The following is a 15,704-nucleotide window of genomic DNA, read 5'->3' as shown; positions in this document are numbered from 1 at the left end:
TCCTACAGGGCTCTGTGGCAACCTCAGCCCACGATTTCCAGCATCGGCTGCTGATTGCTGCCAAACGTCAGATACTCCACCAGTTCGGCCAGCGGCAATGGCCTGCTGATCAAATACCCCTGCACCTGATCGCATTCAAACCCACGCAGCAGCTCCAGTTGCTCCAGCGTTTCCACGCCTTCTGCGACCACCTCGAGGTTGAGGTTGTGCGCCAGGTTGATCATCGCGTGGACCAGTTTGCGGTTTTCCTCACGCTGCTCCATGCCGCCGACAAAGCTCTTGTCGATCTTCAGCAAGGTGATCGGCAGGCTGTTGAGGTGCACGAACGACGAGAACCCGGTGCCGAAGTCGTCGAGGGAGAAGCGCACACCGAGGCGCCCGAGGGCGTCCATGGTCTGCTTGACCAGATCACTGCGACGCATCACGGCGGTTTCGGTCAGTTCGAACTCCAGCCACTGCGCCTCGACACCGCGCTCGGCAATCAGGCGACTGAGGGTCGAAAGCAACTGGCTGTCCTGGAACTGCCGGAATGACAGGTTGATCGCCATGTGCAACGGTGGCAATCCCAGCTCGAGCAGCGCCTGCATGTCGCGCAAGGCCCGGGAAATTACCCAGTAGCCCAGCGGCACGATCAGACCACTTTGCTCGGCCAGCGGCACGAATTCACTCGGTGGAAGCAAGCCGCGCTCGGCATGCCGCCAGCGCACCAAAGCTTCGAGGCCGACGATCTGCCCGTCTTCGAGGTTCAGCCGTGGCTGGTAATGCAGCTCCAGCTCATCGCGGCGCAGTGCCCGACGCAACTCGCTTTCGAGGTCGGCGATGCTGCGGGCATTGCGATTGATGCGCTCGTTGAAAATGTGAAAGGTGCAGCCTTGGGTGCTTTTGGCCTGCTGCATGGCGATGTGCGCATGCCACATCAGCGGATCCGCACCGGCCTGGGCCCGGGCGTAGGCAATGCCCAGGCTGGAACCGATCAACAAGCTTTCGCCATCGACCCAATAAGGCTCGGCCAGTACTTCGCTGATGCGCTCGGCCATCCACTCGGCACGCTGGGGAGCACGACGGGTGTCGATCAGCAGAGCGAATTCATCACTGCCCAGGCGCGCCAGTTGATCGCCGGCCTCAAGCTGACTCTTGAGCCGCGCCACCACTTGCAGGATCAGGCGATCACCGGCCTGATGGCCGAGGGCGTCGTTGGCATAACGAAAGTTGTCGAGGTCGAGATGACCGAGGGCCAGGCCGCGACCGTCGTTTTCCGCCAGGCGCGCCGTCAGCAGAGTCTGGAAGCCCTGGCGGTTAGCGATGCCGGTCAGCGGATCTTGCTCGGCCAGACGTTGAAGGGTGTTTTCCAGAACGCCACGTTCGCGCACATGGCGTAGGCAACGGCGCAACATGCCGGGGTCGAGATGATCGCGCACCAACCAGTCACTCACGCCGTCGGGCGGGATCAGCGGCTCATGGTCGAGCAACAACACCGTCGGCAGGCTGCAACGGCCCGGCGCCGGCTGAAGTTGCGGGATGGTCAATAACACCGCGCTGCGGTTGTCATCGAACAGGCTGCTGACCGACTCCCAACTCGGCGCGCTGATGAGCACGGCCGAGCTCCCCATAGGAGCCAGACACTCGCGCAACAACGCTGCCCACGCTGGCTCTTCGGCCAGTAGCAGCAAACGCAAGGGTTCGACAGGCGTAGACAAGCTAGCTCCCTAGACTCTGCAAAGATGTAGGCGACGGGCATTATGCCGTTCCGATGACCAATGACAATGACATCGGTGAGCAAAACGAGACCTTTGTATCCGGAATTACGAACATTAGCCGCAAATTCGTTGCGCATCCTGCGTGAAAGTAACAAAACCGGCAATTACAGATAGCGTGGTACGTCACAAGTCGGACAGAGCAGCACAATTCGCTGAGCCTGTTAAAATGCCGGCCCATTTCGTGACTGACTCCTGAATTTACCTATGTCCCGACTCAATCCCCGGCAGCAAGAAGCCGTGAGCTACGTCGGCGGCCCTCTTTTGGTGCTCGCCGGTGCTGGCTCCGGCAAGACCAGCGTGATCACGCGCAAAATCGCGCACCTGATCCAGAACTGCGGCATCCGCGCCCAGTACATCGTCGCCATGACCTTTACCAACAAGGCCGCCCGCGAGATGAAGGAACGGGTCGGCACCCTGCTGCGCGCCGGCGAAGGTCGTGGCCTGACGGTCTGCACCTTCCACAACCTGGGCCTGAACATCATCCGCAAGGAACACGTGCGGCTGGGCTACAAACCGGGCTTCTCGATCTTCGACGAGACCGACGTCAAGGCCCTGATGACCGACATCATGCAGAAGGAATACTCGGGCGACGACGGCGTCGACGAGATCAAGAACATGATCGGCGCCTGGAAAAACGACCTGATCCTGCCGGCCCAGGCCCTGGAAAATGCGCGCAACCCCAAGGAGCAGACCGCTGCCATCGTCTACACCCACTACCAGCGCACGCTCAAGGCGTTCAACGCGGTGGATTTCGACGACCTGATCCTGCTCCCGGTGAAGCTGTTCGAAGAACACGCCGACATCCTGGAAAAGTGGCAGAACAAAGTGCGCTACCTGCTGGTGGACGAATACCAGGACACCAACGCCAGCCAGTATTTGCTGGTGAAAATGCTCATCGGCAAACGCAACCAGTTCACCGTGGTGGGCGACGACGATCAGTCGATCTACGCCTGGCGCGGCGCACGCCCGGAAAACCTGATGCTGCTCAAGGACGACTACCCCTCCTTGAAAGTGGTGATGCTGGAGCAGAACTATCGCTCCACCAGCCGCATCCTGCGCTGCGCCAACGTACTGATCTCGAACAACCCCCACGAATTCGAAAAACAGTTGTGGAGTGAAATGGGCCACGGCGACGAGATCCGCGTGATCCGATGCCGCAACGAGGACGCCGAGGCCGAGCGCGTGGCCATGGAAATCCTCAGCCTGCACTTGCGCACCGACCGCCCGTACAGCGATTTCGCGATCCTGTATCGCGGCAACTACCAGGCCAAGCTGATCGAGCTGAAATTGCAGCACCACCAGGTGCCGTATCGCCTGTCCGGCGGCAACAGCTTTTTCGGACGTCAGGAAGTGAAAGACCTGATGGCCTACTTCCGCCTGATCGTGAACCCGGACGACGATAACGCCTTCCTGCGGGTGATCAACGTGCCGCGCCGCGAGATCGGCTCGACCACGCTGGAGAAGCTGGGCAACTACGCCACCGAGCGCAAGGTCTCGATGTACGCCGCCACCGACGAAATCGGCCTGGGCGAGCATCTCGACAGCCGCTTCACCGATCGCCTGTCGCGCTTCAAGCGCTTCATGGACAGGGTGCGCGAGCAGTGTGCCGGCGAAGACCCGATCTCGGCCCTGCGCAGCATGGTCATGGACATCGACTACGAGAACTGGCTGCGCACCAACAGCTCCAGCGACAAGGCCGCCGATTACCGCATGGGTAACGTCTGGTTCCTGATCGAGGCGCTGAAGAACACCCTGGAAAAAGACGAAGAAGGCGAGATGACCGTCGAGGACGCCATCGGCAAACTCGTCCTGCGCGACATGCTCGAGCGCCAGCAGGAAGAGGAAGACGGCGCCGAAGGCGTGCAGATGATGACTTTGCATGCGTCCAAGGGCCTGGAATTCCCCTACGTGTTCATCATGGGCATGGAGGAGGAAATCCTCCCGCACCGCTCAAGCATCGAAGCCGACACCATCGAAGAAGAACGTCGCCTGGCCTATGTGGGCATTACCCGTGCGCGCCAGACCCTGGCCTTCACCTTCGCCGCCAAGCGCAAGCAGTACGGCGAGATCATCGATTGCGCGCCGAGCCGCTTCCTCGATGAGTTGCCGCCGGACGACCTGGCCTGGGAAGGCAACGACGACACACCGACCGAAGTCAAAGCCGTGCGAGGCAACAACGCACTGGCGGATATACGCGCGATGTTAAAGCGCTAGAATTGACCACTTTTTTAAAACCTTAGGGCGCACAAGGCGCCAACAGAGGACAGCTTCATGGAAGCCCTGCACAAGAAAATTCGCGAAGAAGGCATCGTGCTTTCCGACCAGGTCCTGAAAGTCGACGCCTTTCTGAACCACCAGATCGACCCGGCCCTGATGAAGCTGATCGGCGACGAATTTGCCACGCTGTTCAAGGACTCGGGCATCACCAAGATCGTCACCATCGAAGCCTCGGGCATCGCCCCGGCGATCATGACCGGTCTGAACCTGGGCGTGCCGGTGATCTTCGCCCGCAAGCACCAGTCCCTGACCCTGACCGAAAACCTGCTGTCGGCGACCGTGTACTCGTTCACCAAGCAGACCGAAAGCACCGTGGCCATCTCTCCGCGCCACCTGACCAGCAGCGACCGCGTGCTGATCATCGATGACTTCCTGGCCAACGGTAAGGCGTCCCAGGCACTGATTTCGATCATCAAGCAGGCCGGCGCCACCGTGGCAGGCCTGGGTATCGTGATCGAGAAATCGTTCCAGGGCGGCCGTGCAGAGCTGGATTCGCAGGGTTATCGCGTAGAGTCCCTGGCGCGTGTGAAGTCGCTGGCCGGTGGCGTCGTAACCTTCATCGAATAAAGGCCACACTGCACATCCCCCTGTGGGAGCGAGCTTGCTCGCGATTGCATAGTGTCAGTCGACATCTTCGTTGACTGATACACCGCTATCGCGAGCAAGCTCGCTCCCACAGTTGTTTTTTGGGGGGGCAGTTACTGCGCAGTCGCCTTGAGGCCCGTGAGCAACAGCCGCTGAAACAAATCTTCCTTGAGGCCTTCCGGATCGGTCAATTGCATCCGCTCCAGATGCTCTGGAAACAACGCAGGCTCCGGCGCATCCAGCGCTGCCTTGCCCAACTCCAGCACCTCGCTCAGCTTGAACTTGCTCTTGAGCCAGTTCAGCGCCCGCAACACATCCCGCTCGACCTCGGTGAAATCACAACCCAGTGGGTACTCTGGAAATAGCTGCGGATGCCGCGCCTGAATCTCCTGCAAACGCTGCGGGCTGTTATCGGTAAAGCGAGGATCGAGACAGAAGTCCTTGGGCAGTTTGCCGACTTTCTGTGCCTGCGCGATCAGCCCCGACTGGAAACGTGAGTCGCTGATATTTAACAGTGCTTCAATCACCGCCGCATCGGTCTTGCCCCGCAGGTCGGCGATGCCGTACTCGGTGACCACGATGTCCCGCAGATGCCGCGGAATCGTGCAGTGACCATACTCCCAGACGATGTTCGAGCTGATGTCACCTCCAGACTCACGCCAGCTGCGTAGCAGCAACACCGAACGCGCGTCTTGCAACGCATGCCCCTGCACCACGAAGTTGTATTGCCCGCCTACGCCGCTGAGCACACGTCCGTCTTCGAGCTGATCCGCCACCGCGGCACCGAGCAAGGTCACGGTGAACGCGGTGTTGATGAACCTCGCATCGAGACGTTGCAAGCGCTTGAGTTCTTCCTGGCCGTAGAGCTCGTTGATGTAGCTGATGCGGGTCATGTTGAATTCAAGCCGCTTGCTCTGCGGCAACTCACGCAAGCGTTCATAGAAGCTGCGCGGCCCGAGGAAGAATCCGCCATGCACCGAGATGCCATCGGCTTGCGCAGCCTCGTCGAGGGTGCCGGCATTCGCCTGCTGTTGGGTCGCCGCGTCCGGATAAACCTTACGCCGCACGATCCCGGCATCGGCCAGCACCAACAAGCCGTTGACGAACATTTCGCTGCAGCCATACAGGCCTTTGGCGAAGGGCTCGATGCCGCCTTCGCGCTCAATCAGTTGCGCCCAGTGGCTGAGGTTTACGTCTGCCAGCAAAGCCCTGTATCCGTCGTTGTCGGCTTGCCGCGCCAGCAGCGCCGCCGTCAGCGCATCACCCATGGAACCGATACCGATCTGCAAGGTGCCGCCGTCACGCACCAGAGTGCTGGCGTGCAGGCCGATGAAATGGTCCTGAAAGCCCACCGGCATGTTTGGCGTGGAAAACAGCGTGGTGTTGTCCTTCTCATCGATCAGCAGGTCAAAGGTGTCGATGCCCAGTTCCGCATCGCCGGGCATGTAAGGCAGATCGTTGTGTACTTGGCCGACCATCAGGATGGTTTCTCCGGCGGCGCGGCGCTTGGCGATCATCGGCAATAGGTCGAGGGTGATGTCCGGGTTGCAGCTGAGGCTCAAGCGGTCGGGATGCTCGGCATGGCTGGCCACCAGTTGCGCCACCAGATTCAACCCGGCGGTGTTGATGTCCCGGGCCGCATGGCTGTAGTTGCTGCTGACGTAATCCTGTTGCGCCGTAGCACTGTTGAGCAGGCTGCCAGGCTGCATGAAGAACTGCTGGATGTGGATGTTGCCCGGTAAACCGTCGCGACGCAGGTCGGCGAGAAATTCCAGCTCCGGATAATCGCCGAACACCCGTTCGACAAAGGGTTCGAGAAAACGCTTTTGCAAACCATCGCCCAAGGGTGGGCGCCCCAGACACAACGCGGTGTAGATCGTCAGTCGTCGCTCGGGCGACTGTGCGATTCGTCGATACAGCGCGTTGACGAAGTGATTGGGTTTGCCCAACCCCAGAGGCAGTCCCATGTGGATATGCGTCGGCAACCGTGCCAAGACGTCATCGACCGCTTGCTCGATTGAACACAGCTGCACCATCAGGTCCTCCCTTACATTCCATGACGTGGGGTTAGACCGAGCTTGCCGGGGATTCGCTGCAATGAACAGCCCGTTAATGCCAATCGGCTGCCACAAAAACCTTGTAGGAGCGAGCTCGCTCGCGAAGAACCTGAGAGCACCGCGGGGTGCCAGGTTTCCAGCGTTATCGTTGACGACCATCGCGAGCGAGCTCGCTCCTACAAGGGTCAGCGCGGAATTGCAGGCACAAAAAAACCGTCCTGGGACGGTTTTTTGCGAACGATGCGGCGCCTTATTTCAGGCCGGACATCTTCTGGATGGCGCCTTTGAGCTCGGCGTCTGCACAATCGGCGCAGGTGCCTTTTGGCGGCATCGCGTTGATGCCGGAGATCGCCTTGGCGAGCAAGCCGTCAACACCACCTTCTTTCTTGGCACGCTCGCCCCAAGCGGCGGCATCACCGATTTTCGGCGCGCCCAACAGGCCTGAACCGTGGCAAGCGTTGCAATGTTTTGCAATCACTTCATCCGGGGTTTTCGCACCACCACCGCCGCCAGCGGAAGCGGCCACTTCCATGCCCTTGCACTCTTTACCCTGAACACAAACCTGGCCGACTGGCTCAAGGCGTTTGGCAATATCGTCGTTGGTCGCAGCCTGAGCGCTGACACTGACAGCCCATAGGGCCAATACGGTTGCTGGTGCAGCCAGCATTTTCATAATTAGGTTCACGCGTTCACCCTCAATGGTGGCTAGTCACGCCTACGGCCACGGTTCGCAGGCGGGCGCAAGTATAGCGGTAAGCCCGCCGCACTGAAACAACCCCAAAGTCGGAGGGGTCTTAGGCCGCGACGGAAAAACAGCCCGGGCACCTCTGCGATGCTGGCAGGACGCCTCTTTTCTTAGAAATTCGCTGGTGTGGCTGCGCTGATTAGTCGCGCCGGCACATCGAACGGATTACGGAAACGGTGTGGCTTGGTACTTTCAAAGTAGTAGCTATCGCCGGCTTCGAGGACAAAAGTTTCGAGACCGACCACCAGTTCCAGTTTTCCTTCGACCAGGATGCCGGTTTCCTCGCCCTCATGGGTGAGCATCTCGTCACCGGTATCGGCGCCTGGCGGATAGATTTCATTGAGGAATGCGATGGCCCGGCTCGGGTGCGCCCGACCGACCAGCTTCATGGTCACGGCACCATCGGAAATATCGATCAGCTCGTTGGCCTTGTAAACGATCTGGGTCGGTTTTTCCTGCAGGATTTCTTCGGAAAAGAACTCGACCATGGACATGGGAATCCCGCCCAACACCTTGCGCAGCGAACTGATCGAAGGGCTAACGCTGTTCTTCTCGATCATCGAAATCGTGCTGTTGGTGACCCCCGCCCGTTTGGCGAGCTCACGCTGGGAAAGGCCTTTGAGCCTACGGATGGATTGCAGTCGTTCACCGACGTCCAAAGCTTGCGCCTCCAGGATTCAGATTGTTGGAATATTGAGCGTTATCATGGCGACAGCGTTCAGTATTTACAACACCTTGACCTGAATCCTGCTCAGCGAGGCGACTTCCGGTCTGGAGCCCTGCTCACTAAGCCCCGGAATAGAGCAGTGGCACTCGGCGCAGGTTGCAGAAGATCTGGTAAGGAATCGTGCCGGCAGCCATGGCCACATCACTGGCGAGGATGTTTTTGCCCCACAACTCGACGGTCGAACCGAGACCGGCCTGCGGCACATCGGTCAGGTCGATACAGAGCATGTCCATCGATACCCGGCCGATCAACTGGCTGCGCTGCCCGGCAACCAGCACTGGCGTGCCGGTCGGTGCCAGACGTGGGTAGCCGTCGGCGTAACCCATGGCCACCACGCCAATGCGCATCGGTTTGGGGGTGATGAATTTGGCGCCGTAACCGACGGGCTCGCCAGCCGGCAACTCGCGCACACTGATCACCTTCGATTCCAGGGTCATGACCGGTTGCAGCCGCGATGCTACTTCGTTGGCCTCTTCGAACGGCGTGGCGCCATAGAGCATGATGCCTGGGCGCACCCAGTCACTCGGTATCTGCGGCCAACCGAGCACCGCCGGCGAGTTACGCAGGCTGACCTCGGCGGACAAGCCCTTGCGCGCCGCTTCAAATACTGCCACCTGCTCCGCGCTGGCCTGTTCGTGCAGTTCATCGGCACGCGCAAAGTGGCTCATCAGCACCACTTTCGCGACCTTGCCGCTGGCCAGCAGCCGTTGATAGGCCGCTTGATAATCCGTCGGGTGCAGCCCCACGCGATGCATGCCCGAGTCGAGCTTCAGCCACACGGTGATCGGCTTGCTCAACGCGGCGTTTTCGATGGCTTCGAGCTGCCACAGCGAATGCACCACGCACCAGAAATCATGCTCGACGATCAGCGCCAGCTCGTCGGCTTCGAAAAAGCCTTCCAACAGCAGGACCGGCGCACGAATGCCCGCCGCCCGCAGCTCCAACGCCTCTTCGATGCAGGCCACGGCAAACCCGTCCGCCTCGGCTTCCAGCGCCTGGGCGCAACGCACCGCGCCATGGCCATAGGCATCGGCCTTGATCACCGCGAGGGCACGAGCCCCCGTGAGTTCACGGGCGATCCGGTAGTTGTGACGCAGGGCTTGAAGGTCGATCAGGGCACGGGCAGGACGCATGGCGGCAGACTTCTGGTCGGGTTATCGGGAAGAAAAACCGGTGCTGGCTGACAGCGTTAACCACCAACAGCACCGGGAGAGGGATCTTTTCTGACAGGCTTATGGCAGAGCGGCGACAACCGACAACTCGACCAGGATTTCCGGTTCGCACAATTTCGCTTCAACGGTGGCTCGGGCGGGAGCGACGCCTTTTGGCAGCCACTTGTCCCACACCGCGTTCATGCCTTCGAAATGCGCGTCGATGTCCTTCAGGTAAATCGTCACCGACAGCAGATTGTGCTTGTCGGTGCCGGCCAGATCGAGCAACCGCTCGATGTTGGCGAGAGTTTCACGGGTCTGCTGTTCAATCCCGGAGTTCATGTCGTCGCCCACCTGTCCGGCCAGGTAAACCGTGCCGTTATGGGTGACGATCTGACTCATGCGCTCATTGGTGAGCTGGCGCTGGACTGACATGCTTAGCAGACTCCTGGGTTTTGTTGCCGTAACGGGAAATATCGAGGCCTTCGGCGCTGATCTGCGGCTTTCTCTTGGCCATCAAGTCAGCAAGCAAGCGACCGGAGCCACAGGCCATGGTCCAGCCGAGCGTGCCGTGACCGGTGTTCAGGAACAGGTTCTTGAACGGTGTGGCGCCTACGATTGGCGTGCCATCTGGAGTGGTCGGGCGCAGGCCGGTCCAAAAGCTCGCTTCGGCCAGATTGCCGCCCTGAGGATAAAGGTCGTTGACGATCATCTCCAGGGTTTCGCGCCGGCGCGGATTCAGCGACAGGTCAAAACCGGCGATCTCCGCCATGCCGCCAACGCGGATGCGGTTGTCAAAACGGGTGATCGCGACCTTGTAGGTCTCGTCGAGAATGGTCGAAGTCGGGGCCATTGCCGGGTTGGTGATCGGCACGGTCAGGGAGTAGCCCTTGAGCGGGTACACCGGCGCCTTGATCCCCAGTGGTTTGAGCAGTTGCGGCGAGTAGCTGCCAAGCGCCAACACGTAGCGGTCGGCGGTTTCCAGCTTGCCGTCGATCCATACGCCGTTGATGCGGTCACCGGCGAAGTCGAGGCGCTGAATGTCCTGGTCGAAACGGAATTGCACACCGAGGTTCGCGGCCATCTCGGCGAGCTTGGTGGTGAACATCTGGCAGTCGCCGGTCTGGTCGTTCGGCAGGCGCAAGGCACCGGCGAGAATGTCAGTGACGCTGGCCAGCGCCGGCTCAACGCGGGCAATACCTTCACGGTCGAGCAATTCGAACGGCACGCCGGACTCTTTCAGCACGGCGATGTCTTTCGCGGCGCCGTCCAGTTGAGCCTGGGTGCGGAACAGTTGGGTGGTACCGAGGCTACGGCCTTCGTAGGCAATGCCGGTTTCGGCACGCAGTTCATCGAGGCAGTCACGGCTGTACTCGGACAGACGGACCATGCGCTCCTTGTTCACCGCGTAACGGCTGGCGGTGCAGTTGCGCAGCATCTGTGCCATCCACAGGTACTGGTCGATGTCGGCCGTGGCCTTGATCGCCAGTGGCGCGTGGCGCTGCAACAGCCACTTGATGGCCTTGAGCGGCACGCCCGGCGCGGCCCACGGCGAAGCATAACCCGGCGAGACCTGCCCGGCATTGGCGAAACTGGTCTCCATGGCAGCGGCCGGCTGCCGGTCCACAACCACCACTTCAAACCCGGCACGGGCCAGATAATAAGCACTGGTGGTACCGATGACGCCGCTACCCAAGACCATGACGCGCATTTTCATATCCCTCATCGCGGCTAACCGCTGACGTTTGTTATTCAGAGCTTCAGATGTGCGCAGTGTAAAAAAGATTTGCCAGTGCATTTCACTATATAAGCGCCTATATTTGGCGACAATTCTCGGCAAAAACCCTTTTCACGGAGGCGCATCCCCTATGCGTACCAACACTCAGACCAAACGTGAGCTGGACAAGATCGACCGCAACATCCTGCGGATCCTGCAAGCGGACGGGCGGATTTCCTTTACCGAGCTTGGGGAAAAGGTCGGGCTCTCGACCACGCCCTGTACCGAGCGGGTCCGGCGTCTGGAGCGCGAAGGGATCATCATGGGCTACAACGCCAGGCTCAATCCGCAGCATCTGAAGGGTAGTCTGCTGGTGTTCGTCGAGATCAGCCTGGACTACAAATCCGGCGATACTTTCGAAGAGTTTCGACGTGCGGTGCTGAAGTTGCCCCATGTGCTGGAGTGCCACCTGGTGTCAGGGGATTTCGACTACCTGGTGAAGGCGCGGATTTCCGAGATGGCCTCGTACCGCAAATTGCTGGGCGACATCCTGCTCAAGCTGCCCCACGTGCGCGAGTCCAAGAGTTACATCGTGATGGAAGAGGTGAAAGAGAGCCTGACTCTGCCGATTCCGGATTGAAGATTTTCCGGTGTCTGTTCCGACCCCATCGCGAGCAAGCTCGCTCCCACAATGAACCGGTTTTGAACACAAAATTCAGGCAGACTCAAATACCTGTGGGAGCGAGCTTGCTCGCGATTGAGGCAACTCGGTCCACCTGAAGACCCGCTGTTTTAAACCAACACCTGCCGGGTACTGGCCATGTACTCGAACACCTGCTTCTCCACCCGCGGATGAATCAACTCCACTGGCCCACGTCCATTGGGGCACGGCAAGGTCTTGGTGGTACCGAACAACCGGCAGATCAGCGGCCGCTCGTCATACACCGTGCAACCATTGGGCCCCAGGTGCACACAGTTGAGTTCTTCCATGGCGGCATCCTGCTCGGCGCGGGTCTTGCGCGGCAGGCGTGACATTTCTTCCGGCGAGGTGGTCACCGGCCCGCAGCAGTCATGGCAGCCGGGAACGCACTCGAACGAGGGAATCTGCTGTCGCAATGTGCGGATTGTCTGACTGTTGCAGCTCATTGAAGCGGTGACCAATAGCGGAATAGAGCGCGATTCTGACGCAAAAGCCCCGATCCAGACAGCACCAGCCGACCAATGTTGCCCGTCCGGGAAGGTCCGGCTTATGCTCCGTCAAGCTTTCTAAACGCAAGCATCAGGAACACGCACATGAATGCCCGTGCTCAACAGCCTGCAATGAACCACACCGCGTCCTACTACGCCGCCAGCAGCCTGCCGCAACCCGAACTTCCGGCGCTCCAAGGCGAAGTGCTGGCCGATGTCTGTGTGGTGGGCGGTGGGTTTTCGGGGCTGAACACGGCGCTTGAGCTGGCCGAACGCGGCCTCAGCGTAGTGTTGCTTGAAGCCCATCGAATCGGCTGGGGCGCCAGTGGACGCAATGGCGGGCAACTGATTCGCGGCGTCGGCCACGGCCTCGATCAGTTCACCAACGTCATCGGTGTCGAAGGTGTTCGGCAAATGAAACTCATGGGCCTGGAAGCCGTGGAAATCGTCCGGCAACGGGTCGAGCACTTCCAGATCCCCTGTGACCTGACCTGGGGATACTGCGACCTCGCCAACAAGCCCCGTGACCTTGAAGGTTTCGCCGAGGATGCCGAAGAGCTGCGCAGCCTCGGTTATCGCTACGAGACCCGTTTGCTGCAAGCCAACGAGATGCACACCGTGGTCGGCTCTACGCGTTACGTCGGCGGCCTGATCGACATGGGCTCGGGGCACCTGCATCCACTGAACCTGGCCCTGGGCGAAGCATCCGCGGCACAACGATTGGGGGTCCAGTTGTTCGAGCACTCGGCCGTGACCCGCATCGACTATGGCCCAGAGGTCAAGGTCCATGCCGCCGAGGGCTCGGTGCGCGCCAAGACCCTGGTACTGGGTTGCAATGCCTACCTCAATGACCTCAACCCGGAACTCAGCGGCAAAGTCCTGCCTGCCGGCAGCTACATCATCGCCACCGAACCATTGAGCGAAGAACGGGCCCACGCCCTTCTGCCGCAGAACATGGCGGTCTGTGACCAGCGCGTGGCGCTGGACTACTACCGACTCTCGGCGGACCGGCGCCTGCTGTTTGGTGGTGCCTGCCATTACTCCGGCCGCGACCCCAAAGACATCGCTGCGTACATGCGTCCGAAAATGCTGGAGGTCTTCCCGCAACTGAGTGCGGTGAAGATCGATTACCAATGGGGCGGCATGATCGGTATCGGCGCCAACCGCCTGCCGCAGATCGGGCGACTCAAGGACCAGCCGAATGTGTATTACGCCCAGGCCTATTCCGGTCATGGCGTGAACGCCACGCACCTGGCCGGCAAGCTGTTGGCCGAAGCCATCAGCGGCCAGCACAGCGGCGGCTTCGATCTGTTTGCCAAGGTGCCGCACATCACATTCCCGGGTGGCAAGCATTTGCGTTCGCCGTTGCTGGCATTGGGAATGTTGTGGCATCGGTTTAAAGAGTTGGTCTGAAGGTTTAGCTGAGCCTGTACCGACGCCATCGCGCGCAAGCTCGCTCCCACAGTGTTTGGCGGTGTTCACAAAATTTGTGTTCACCACCGTTCCTTGTGGGAGCGAGCTTGCTCGCGATGAGGCCCTGAAGAACACTGCAAAACTCAGATCCGCCAGAAGGGCTTCAGCCCCTCCTCTCGCGCCTGCTCCCGCGTCAGCCCGATATCCTGGAGCTGGTCAGCCGTCAGGGCCAGCAACGCCTTGCGCGTGTGCAGGCGACGCCAGAACCGGTCCCAGCGATTCAGGCCGGACGACGCATTGCCCATGCCCCCCTCCCGCGTGCCGTTGTTCTGCCCGGTCGCCAGCTCCTGACTGTGTAACGTCAGCCGCACATCGCTCAAACCGTTCATCTTGGATGCTCCTGTTTACTTGGGTAGCCAGAGGTTCCATGATGCGTGGGCGCGCAAGAGCATTACAGATTCAAAACAACTGTATTAACTCCATACAGTTTTGCCGATTCCGCCACTGAATCCCGATTTTTCGCCCGATCTGTACTGGTTAACCGAATCACCCTTATCGAGGCTGCACCATGACCCTTTACGTCAACCTCGCCGAATTGCTCGGCACACGTATCGAACAGGGCTTCTATCGCCCCGGTGACCGGCTGCCTTCGGTTCGGGCGCTGAGCGTCGAGCACGGCGTCAGCCTGAGCACAGTGCAGCAGGCCTATCGGGTGCTGGAGGACAGCGGGCTGGCCATGCCTCGGCCCAAGTCGGGGTACTTCGTCCCGGCCAGCCGCGAACTGCCGGATTTGCCGGCAGTCGGCCGCCCGGCCCAACGGCCGGTGGACATTTCCCAATGGGATCAAGTGCTGGAGTTGATTCGCGCCGTTCCGCGCAAAGACGTGGTGCAACTGGGTCGCGGCATGCCGGACATCACCAGTGCGACCATGAAACCGCTGCTGCGTGACCTGGCGCGAATCAGCCGTCGGCAGGACATGCCCGGCCTGTATTACGACAACATCCACGGCAACCTTGAACTGCGCGAACAGATCGCTCGCCTGATGCTCGATTCCGGCTGCCAGTTGAGTGCCAGCGAACTGGTGGTGACCACTGGATGCCATGAAGCGCTGTCCACCAGTATTCGCGCGATCTGCGAGCCCGGCGACATTGTCGCGGTGGACTCGCCGAGCTTTCACGGCGCGATGCAGACCCTCAAGGGCCTGGGCATGAAGGCCCTGGAAATCCCCACCGATCCACTGACCGGCATCAGCCTCGAAGCGCTGGAACTGGCCCTGGAACAGTGGCCGATCAAGGTCATACAGTTGACCCCCAACTGCAACAACCCGTTGGGCTACATCATGCCGGAGTCGCGCAAACGCGCGTTGTTGACGCTTGCGCAGCGCTATGACGTGGCGATCATCGAGGACGATGTGTATGGCGAACTGGCCTACACCTACCCGCGTCCGCGCACGATCAAGTCCTTCGACGAGGACGGTCGCGTCCTATTGTGCAGTTCGTTTTCCAAGACCCTGGCACCCGGCCTGCGCATCGGCTGGGTCGCGCCCGGTCGCTATCTGGAACGGGTACTGCATATGAAATACATCAGCACCGGATCCACCGCGCCACAACCGCAGATCGCCATCGCCGAATTCCTTAAAGGTGGCCACTTCGAACCGCATTTGCGGCGGATGCGTACGCAATACCAGCGCAATCGCGACATGATGATTGATTGGGTGACCCGCTACTTCCCGGCCGGCACCCGCGCCAGTCGCCCACAGGGTAGCTTCATGCTGTGGATCGAATTACCGGAAGGTTTCGACACCCTGAAACTGAATCGTGCATTGCACGACCAGGGCGTACAGATTGCCGTGGGCAGTATTTTTTCCGCCTCGGGCAAGTACCGCAATTGCCTGCGCATGAACTACGCTGCCAAGCCAACACCGCAGATCGAAGACGCAGTACGCAAGGTCGGTACGACAGCGATCAGACTGCTGGCGGAAAACGATCAGCTCAGCGACTGAGCTTTCTTCGGGAATCAGCGTCCATATGCCTATCTGCGCCGCCAAACGGAGTTGGCGGCGGCGTTTCAATGCCTGGCTGAGCAAT

Annotated in this window: 14 protein-coding genes; 5 read left to right on the top strand and 9 right to left on the bottom strand. The window is 60.3% G+C overall.

Going from position 1 to position 15,704, the window contains the following annotated elements; all coding sequences use genetic code 11:
- Positions 1-23: 23 nt before the first annotated feature.
- Positions 24-1,697 carry a putative bifunctional diguanylate cyclase/phosphodiesterase gene (locus AC1RP7_RS04460; RefSeq protein WP_493181413.1) on the bottom strand — a complete coding sequence of 558 codons (1,674 nt, stop codon included), beginning with the start codon at positions 1,695-1,697 and terminating at the stop codon, positions 24-26.
- Positions 1,698-1,961: 264 nt separating this feature from the next.
- Between AC1RP7_RS04460 and rep the strand changes: the two genes are divergently transcribed.
- Positions 1,962-3,971: a DNA helicase Rep gene (rep, locus tag AC1RP7_RS04455; RefSeq protein WP_349735818.1), complete on the top strand. Its 2,010-nt coding sequence runs from the start codon at positions 1,962-1,964 to the stop codon at positions 3,969-3,971.
- Between the two features lie 57 nt (positions 3,972-4,028).
- A complete protein-coding gene (locus AC1RP7_RS04450; RefSeq protein ID WP_057712760.1) occupies positions 4,029-4,601 on the top strand; it encodes a xanthine phosphoribosyltransferase in 573 nt (190 codons plus the stop codon).
- Positions 4,602-4,732: 131 nt separating this feature from the next.
- On the opposite strand, the gene AC1RP7_RS04445 is transcribed toward AC1RP7_RS04450, so the two are convergent.
- The 6 genes from AC1RP7_RS04445 to dadA form a co-directional block, all read right to left on the bottom strand.
- Complete coding sequence (locus tag AC1RP7_RS04445) at positions 4,733-6,655, bottom strand: acetyl-CoA hydrolase/transferase C-terminal domain-containing protein (protein WP_493181414.1); 1,923 nt, start codon at positions 6,653-6,655, stop codon at positions 4,733-4,735.
- A 271-nt stretch (positions 6,656-6,926) separates the two neighbouring features.
- The gene (locus AC1RP7_RS04440) at positions 6,927-7,349 is read right to left on the bottom strand and encodes a c-type cytochrome (RefSeq protein WP_150815265.1); all 423 of its coding nucleotides are present in this window, start codon (positions 7,347-7,349) and stop codon (positions 6,927-6,929) included.
- A 182-nt stretch (positions 7,350-7,531) separates the two neighbouring features.
- Positions 7,532-8,080, bottom strand: a complete 549-nt coding sequence (locus AC1RP7_RS04435; protein WP_008023455.1) for a cupin domain-containing protein — start codon at positions 8,078-8,080, stop codon at positions 7,532-7,534.
- 127 nt (positions 8,081-8,207) lie between these two features.
- On the bottom strand, positions 8,208-9,281 hold the full coding sequence (gene alr / locus AC1RP7_RS04430; RefSeq protein ID WP_218494625.1) for an alanine racemase: 1,074 nt from the start codon (positions 9,279-9,281) through the stop codon (positions 8,208-8,210).
- A 99-nt stretch (positions 9,282-9,380) separates the two neighbouring features.
- Positions 9,381-9,734, bottom strand: a complete 354-nt coding sequence (locus tag AC1RP7_RS04425; protein WP_218494624.1) for a RidA family protein — start codon at positions 9,732-9,734, stop codon at positions 9,381-9,383.
- Entirely contained in the window at positions 9,706-11,010 is a 1,305-nt protein-coding gene (dadA, locus tag AC1RP7_RS04420) for a D-amino acid dehydrogenase (RefSeq protein WP_218494623.1), read from the bottom strand. Before dadA ends, AC1RP7_RS04425 begins: the two co-directional genes overlap by 29 nt.
- Positions 11,011-11,167: 157 nt before the next feature.
- Here dadA and AC1RP7_RS04415 point away from each other — a divergent pair, with 157 nt between their 5' ends.
- On the top strand, positions 11,168-11,656 hold the full coding sequence (locus tag AC1RP7_RS04415) for an Lrp/AsnC ligand binding domain-containing protein (RefSeq protein ID WP_007975155.1): 489 nt from the start codon (positions 11,168-11,170) through the stop codon (positions 11,654-11,656).
- Between the two features lie 152 nt (positions 11,657-11,808).
- Here the strand turns inward: AC1RP7_RS04415 and AC1RP7_RS04410 are convergent, their stop codons facing one another.
- The gene (locus AC1RP7_RS04410; RefSeq protein WP_007975156.1) at positions 11,809-12,162 is read right to left on the bottom strand and encodes a YkgJ family cysteine cluster protein; all 354 of its coding nucleotides are present in this window, start codon (positions 12,160-12,162) and stop codon (positions 11,809-11,811) included.
- Between the two features lie 147 nt (positions 12,163-12,309).
- Between AC1RP7_RS04410 and AC1RP7_RS04405 the strand changes: the two genes are divergently transcribed.
- Complete coding sequence (locus AC1RP7_RS04405) at positions 12,310-13,617, top strand: NAD(P)/FAD-dependent oxidoreductase (protein WP_493181415.1); 1,308 nt, start codon at positions 12,310-12,312, stop codon at positions 13,615-13,617.
- Positions 13,618-13,760: 143 nt separating this feature from the next.
- On the opposite strand, the gene AC1RP7_RS04400 is transcribed toward AC1RP7_RS04405, so the two are convergent.
- Positions 13,761-14,006, bottom strand: coding sequence for a DUF1127 domain-containing protein (locus AC1RP7_RS04400; RefSeq protein ID WP_218494621.1), 246 nt, complete (start codon positions 14,004-14,006; stop codon positions 13,761-13,763).
- Between the two features lie 179 nt (positions 14,007-14,185).
- On the opposite strand from AC1RP7_RS04400, the gene AC1RP7_RS04395 reads away from it, so the two are divergent.
- On the top strand, positions 14,186-15,619 hold the full coding sequence (locus tag AC1RP7_RS04395) for an aminotransferase-like domain-containing protein (protein ID WP_493181416.1): 1,434 nt from the start codon (positions 14,186-14,188) through the stop codon (positions 15,617-15,619).
- Positions 15,620-15,704 lie beyond the last annotated feature (85 nt).

This window comes from Pseudomonas sp. GW822-FHT01E03 (assembly GCF_058802985.1).
This window is presented reverse-complemented; position numbering and strand designations above follow the sequence as displayed.

Excerpts from the sequence above, each read along its gene's own strand:
- rep (WP_349735818.1), top strand. The coding sequence starts at position 1,962 with ATGTCCCGACTCAATCCCCGGCAGCAAGAAGCCGTGAGCTACGTCGGC.
- AC1RP7_RS04400 (WP_218494621.1), bottom strand. The coding sequence starts at position 14,006 with ATGAACGGTTTGAGCGATGTGCGGCTGACGTTACACAGTCAGGAGCTG.
- AC1RP7_RS04395 (WP_493181416.1), top strand. The coding sequence starts at position 14,186 with ATGACCCTTTACGTCAACCTCGCCGAATTGCTCGGCACACGTATCGAA.
- AC1RP7_RS04450 (WP_057712760.1), top strand. The coding sequence starts at position 4,029 with ATGGAAGCCCTGCACAAGAAAATTCGCGAAGAAGGCATCGTGCTTTCC.
- AC1RP7_RS04445 (WP_493181414.1), bottom strand. The coding sequence starts at position 6,655 with ATGGTGCAGCTGTGTTCAATCGAGCAAGCGGTCGATGACGTCTTGGCA.
- dadA (WP_218494623.1), bottom strand. The coding sequence starts at position 11,010 with ATGCGCGTCATGGTCTTGGGTAGCGGCGTCATCGGTACCACCAGTGCT.
- AC1RP7_RS04440 (WP_150815265.1), bottom strand. The coding sequence starts at position 7,349 with ATGAAAATGCTGGCTGCACCAGCAACCGTATTGGCCCTATGGGCTGTC.
- alr (WP_218494625.1), bottom strand. The coding sequence starts at position 9,281 with ATGCGTCCTGCCCGTGCCCTGATCGACCTTCAAGCCCTGCGTCACAAC.
- AC1RP7_RS04410 (WP_007975156.1), bottom strand. The coding sequence starts at position 12,162 with ATGAGCTGCAACAGTCAGACAATCCGCACATTGCGACAGCAGATTCCC.
- AC1RP7_RS04415 (WP_007975155.1), top strand. The coding sequence starts at position 11,168 with ATGCGTACCAACACTCAGACCAAACGTGAGCTGGACAAGATCGACCGC.
- AC1RP7_RS04425 (WP_218494624.1), bottom strand. The coding sequence starts at position 9,734 with ATGTCAGTCCAGCGCCAGCTCACCAATGAGCGCATGAGTCAGATCGTC.
- AC1RP7_RS04405 (WP_493181415.1), top strand. The coding sequence starts at position 12,310 with ATGAATGCCCGTGCTCAACAGCCTGCAATGAACCACACCGCGTCCTAC.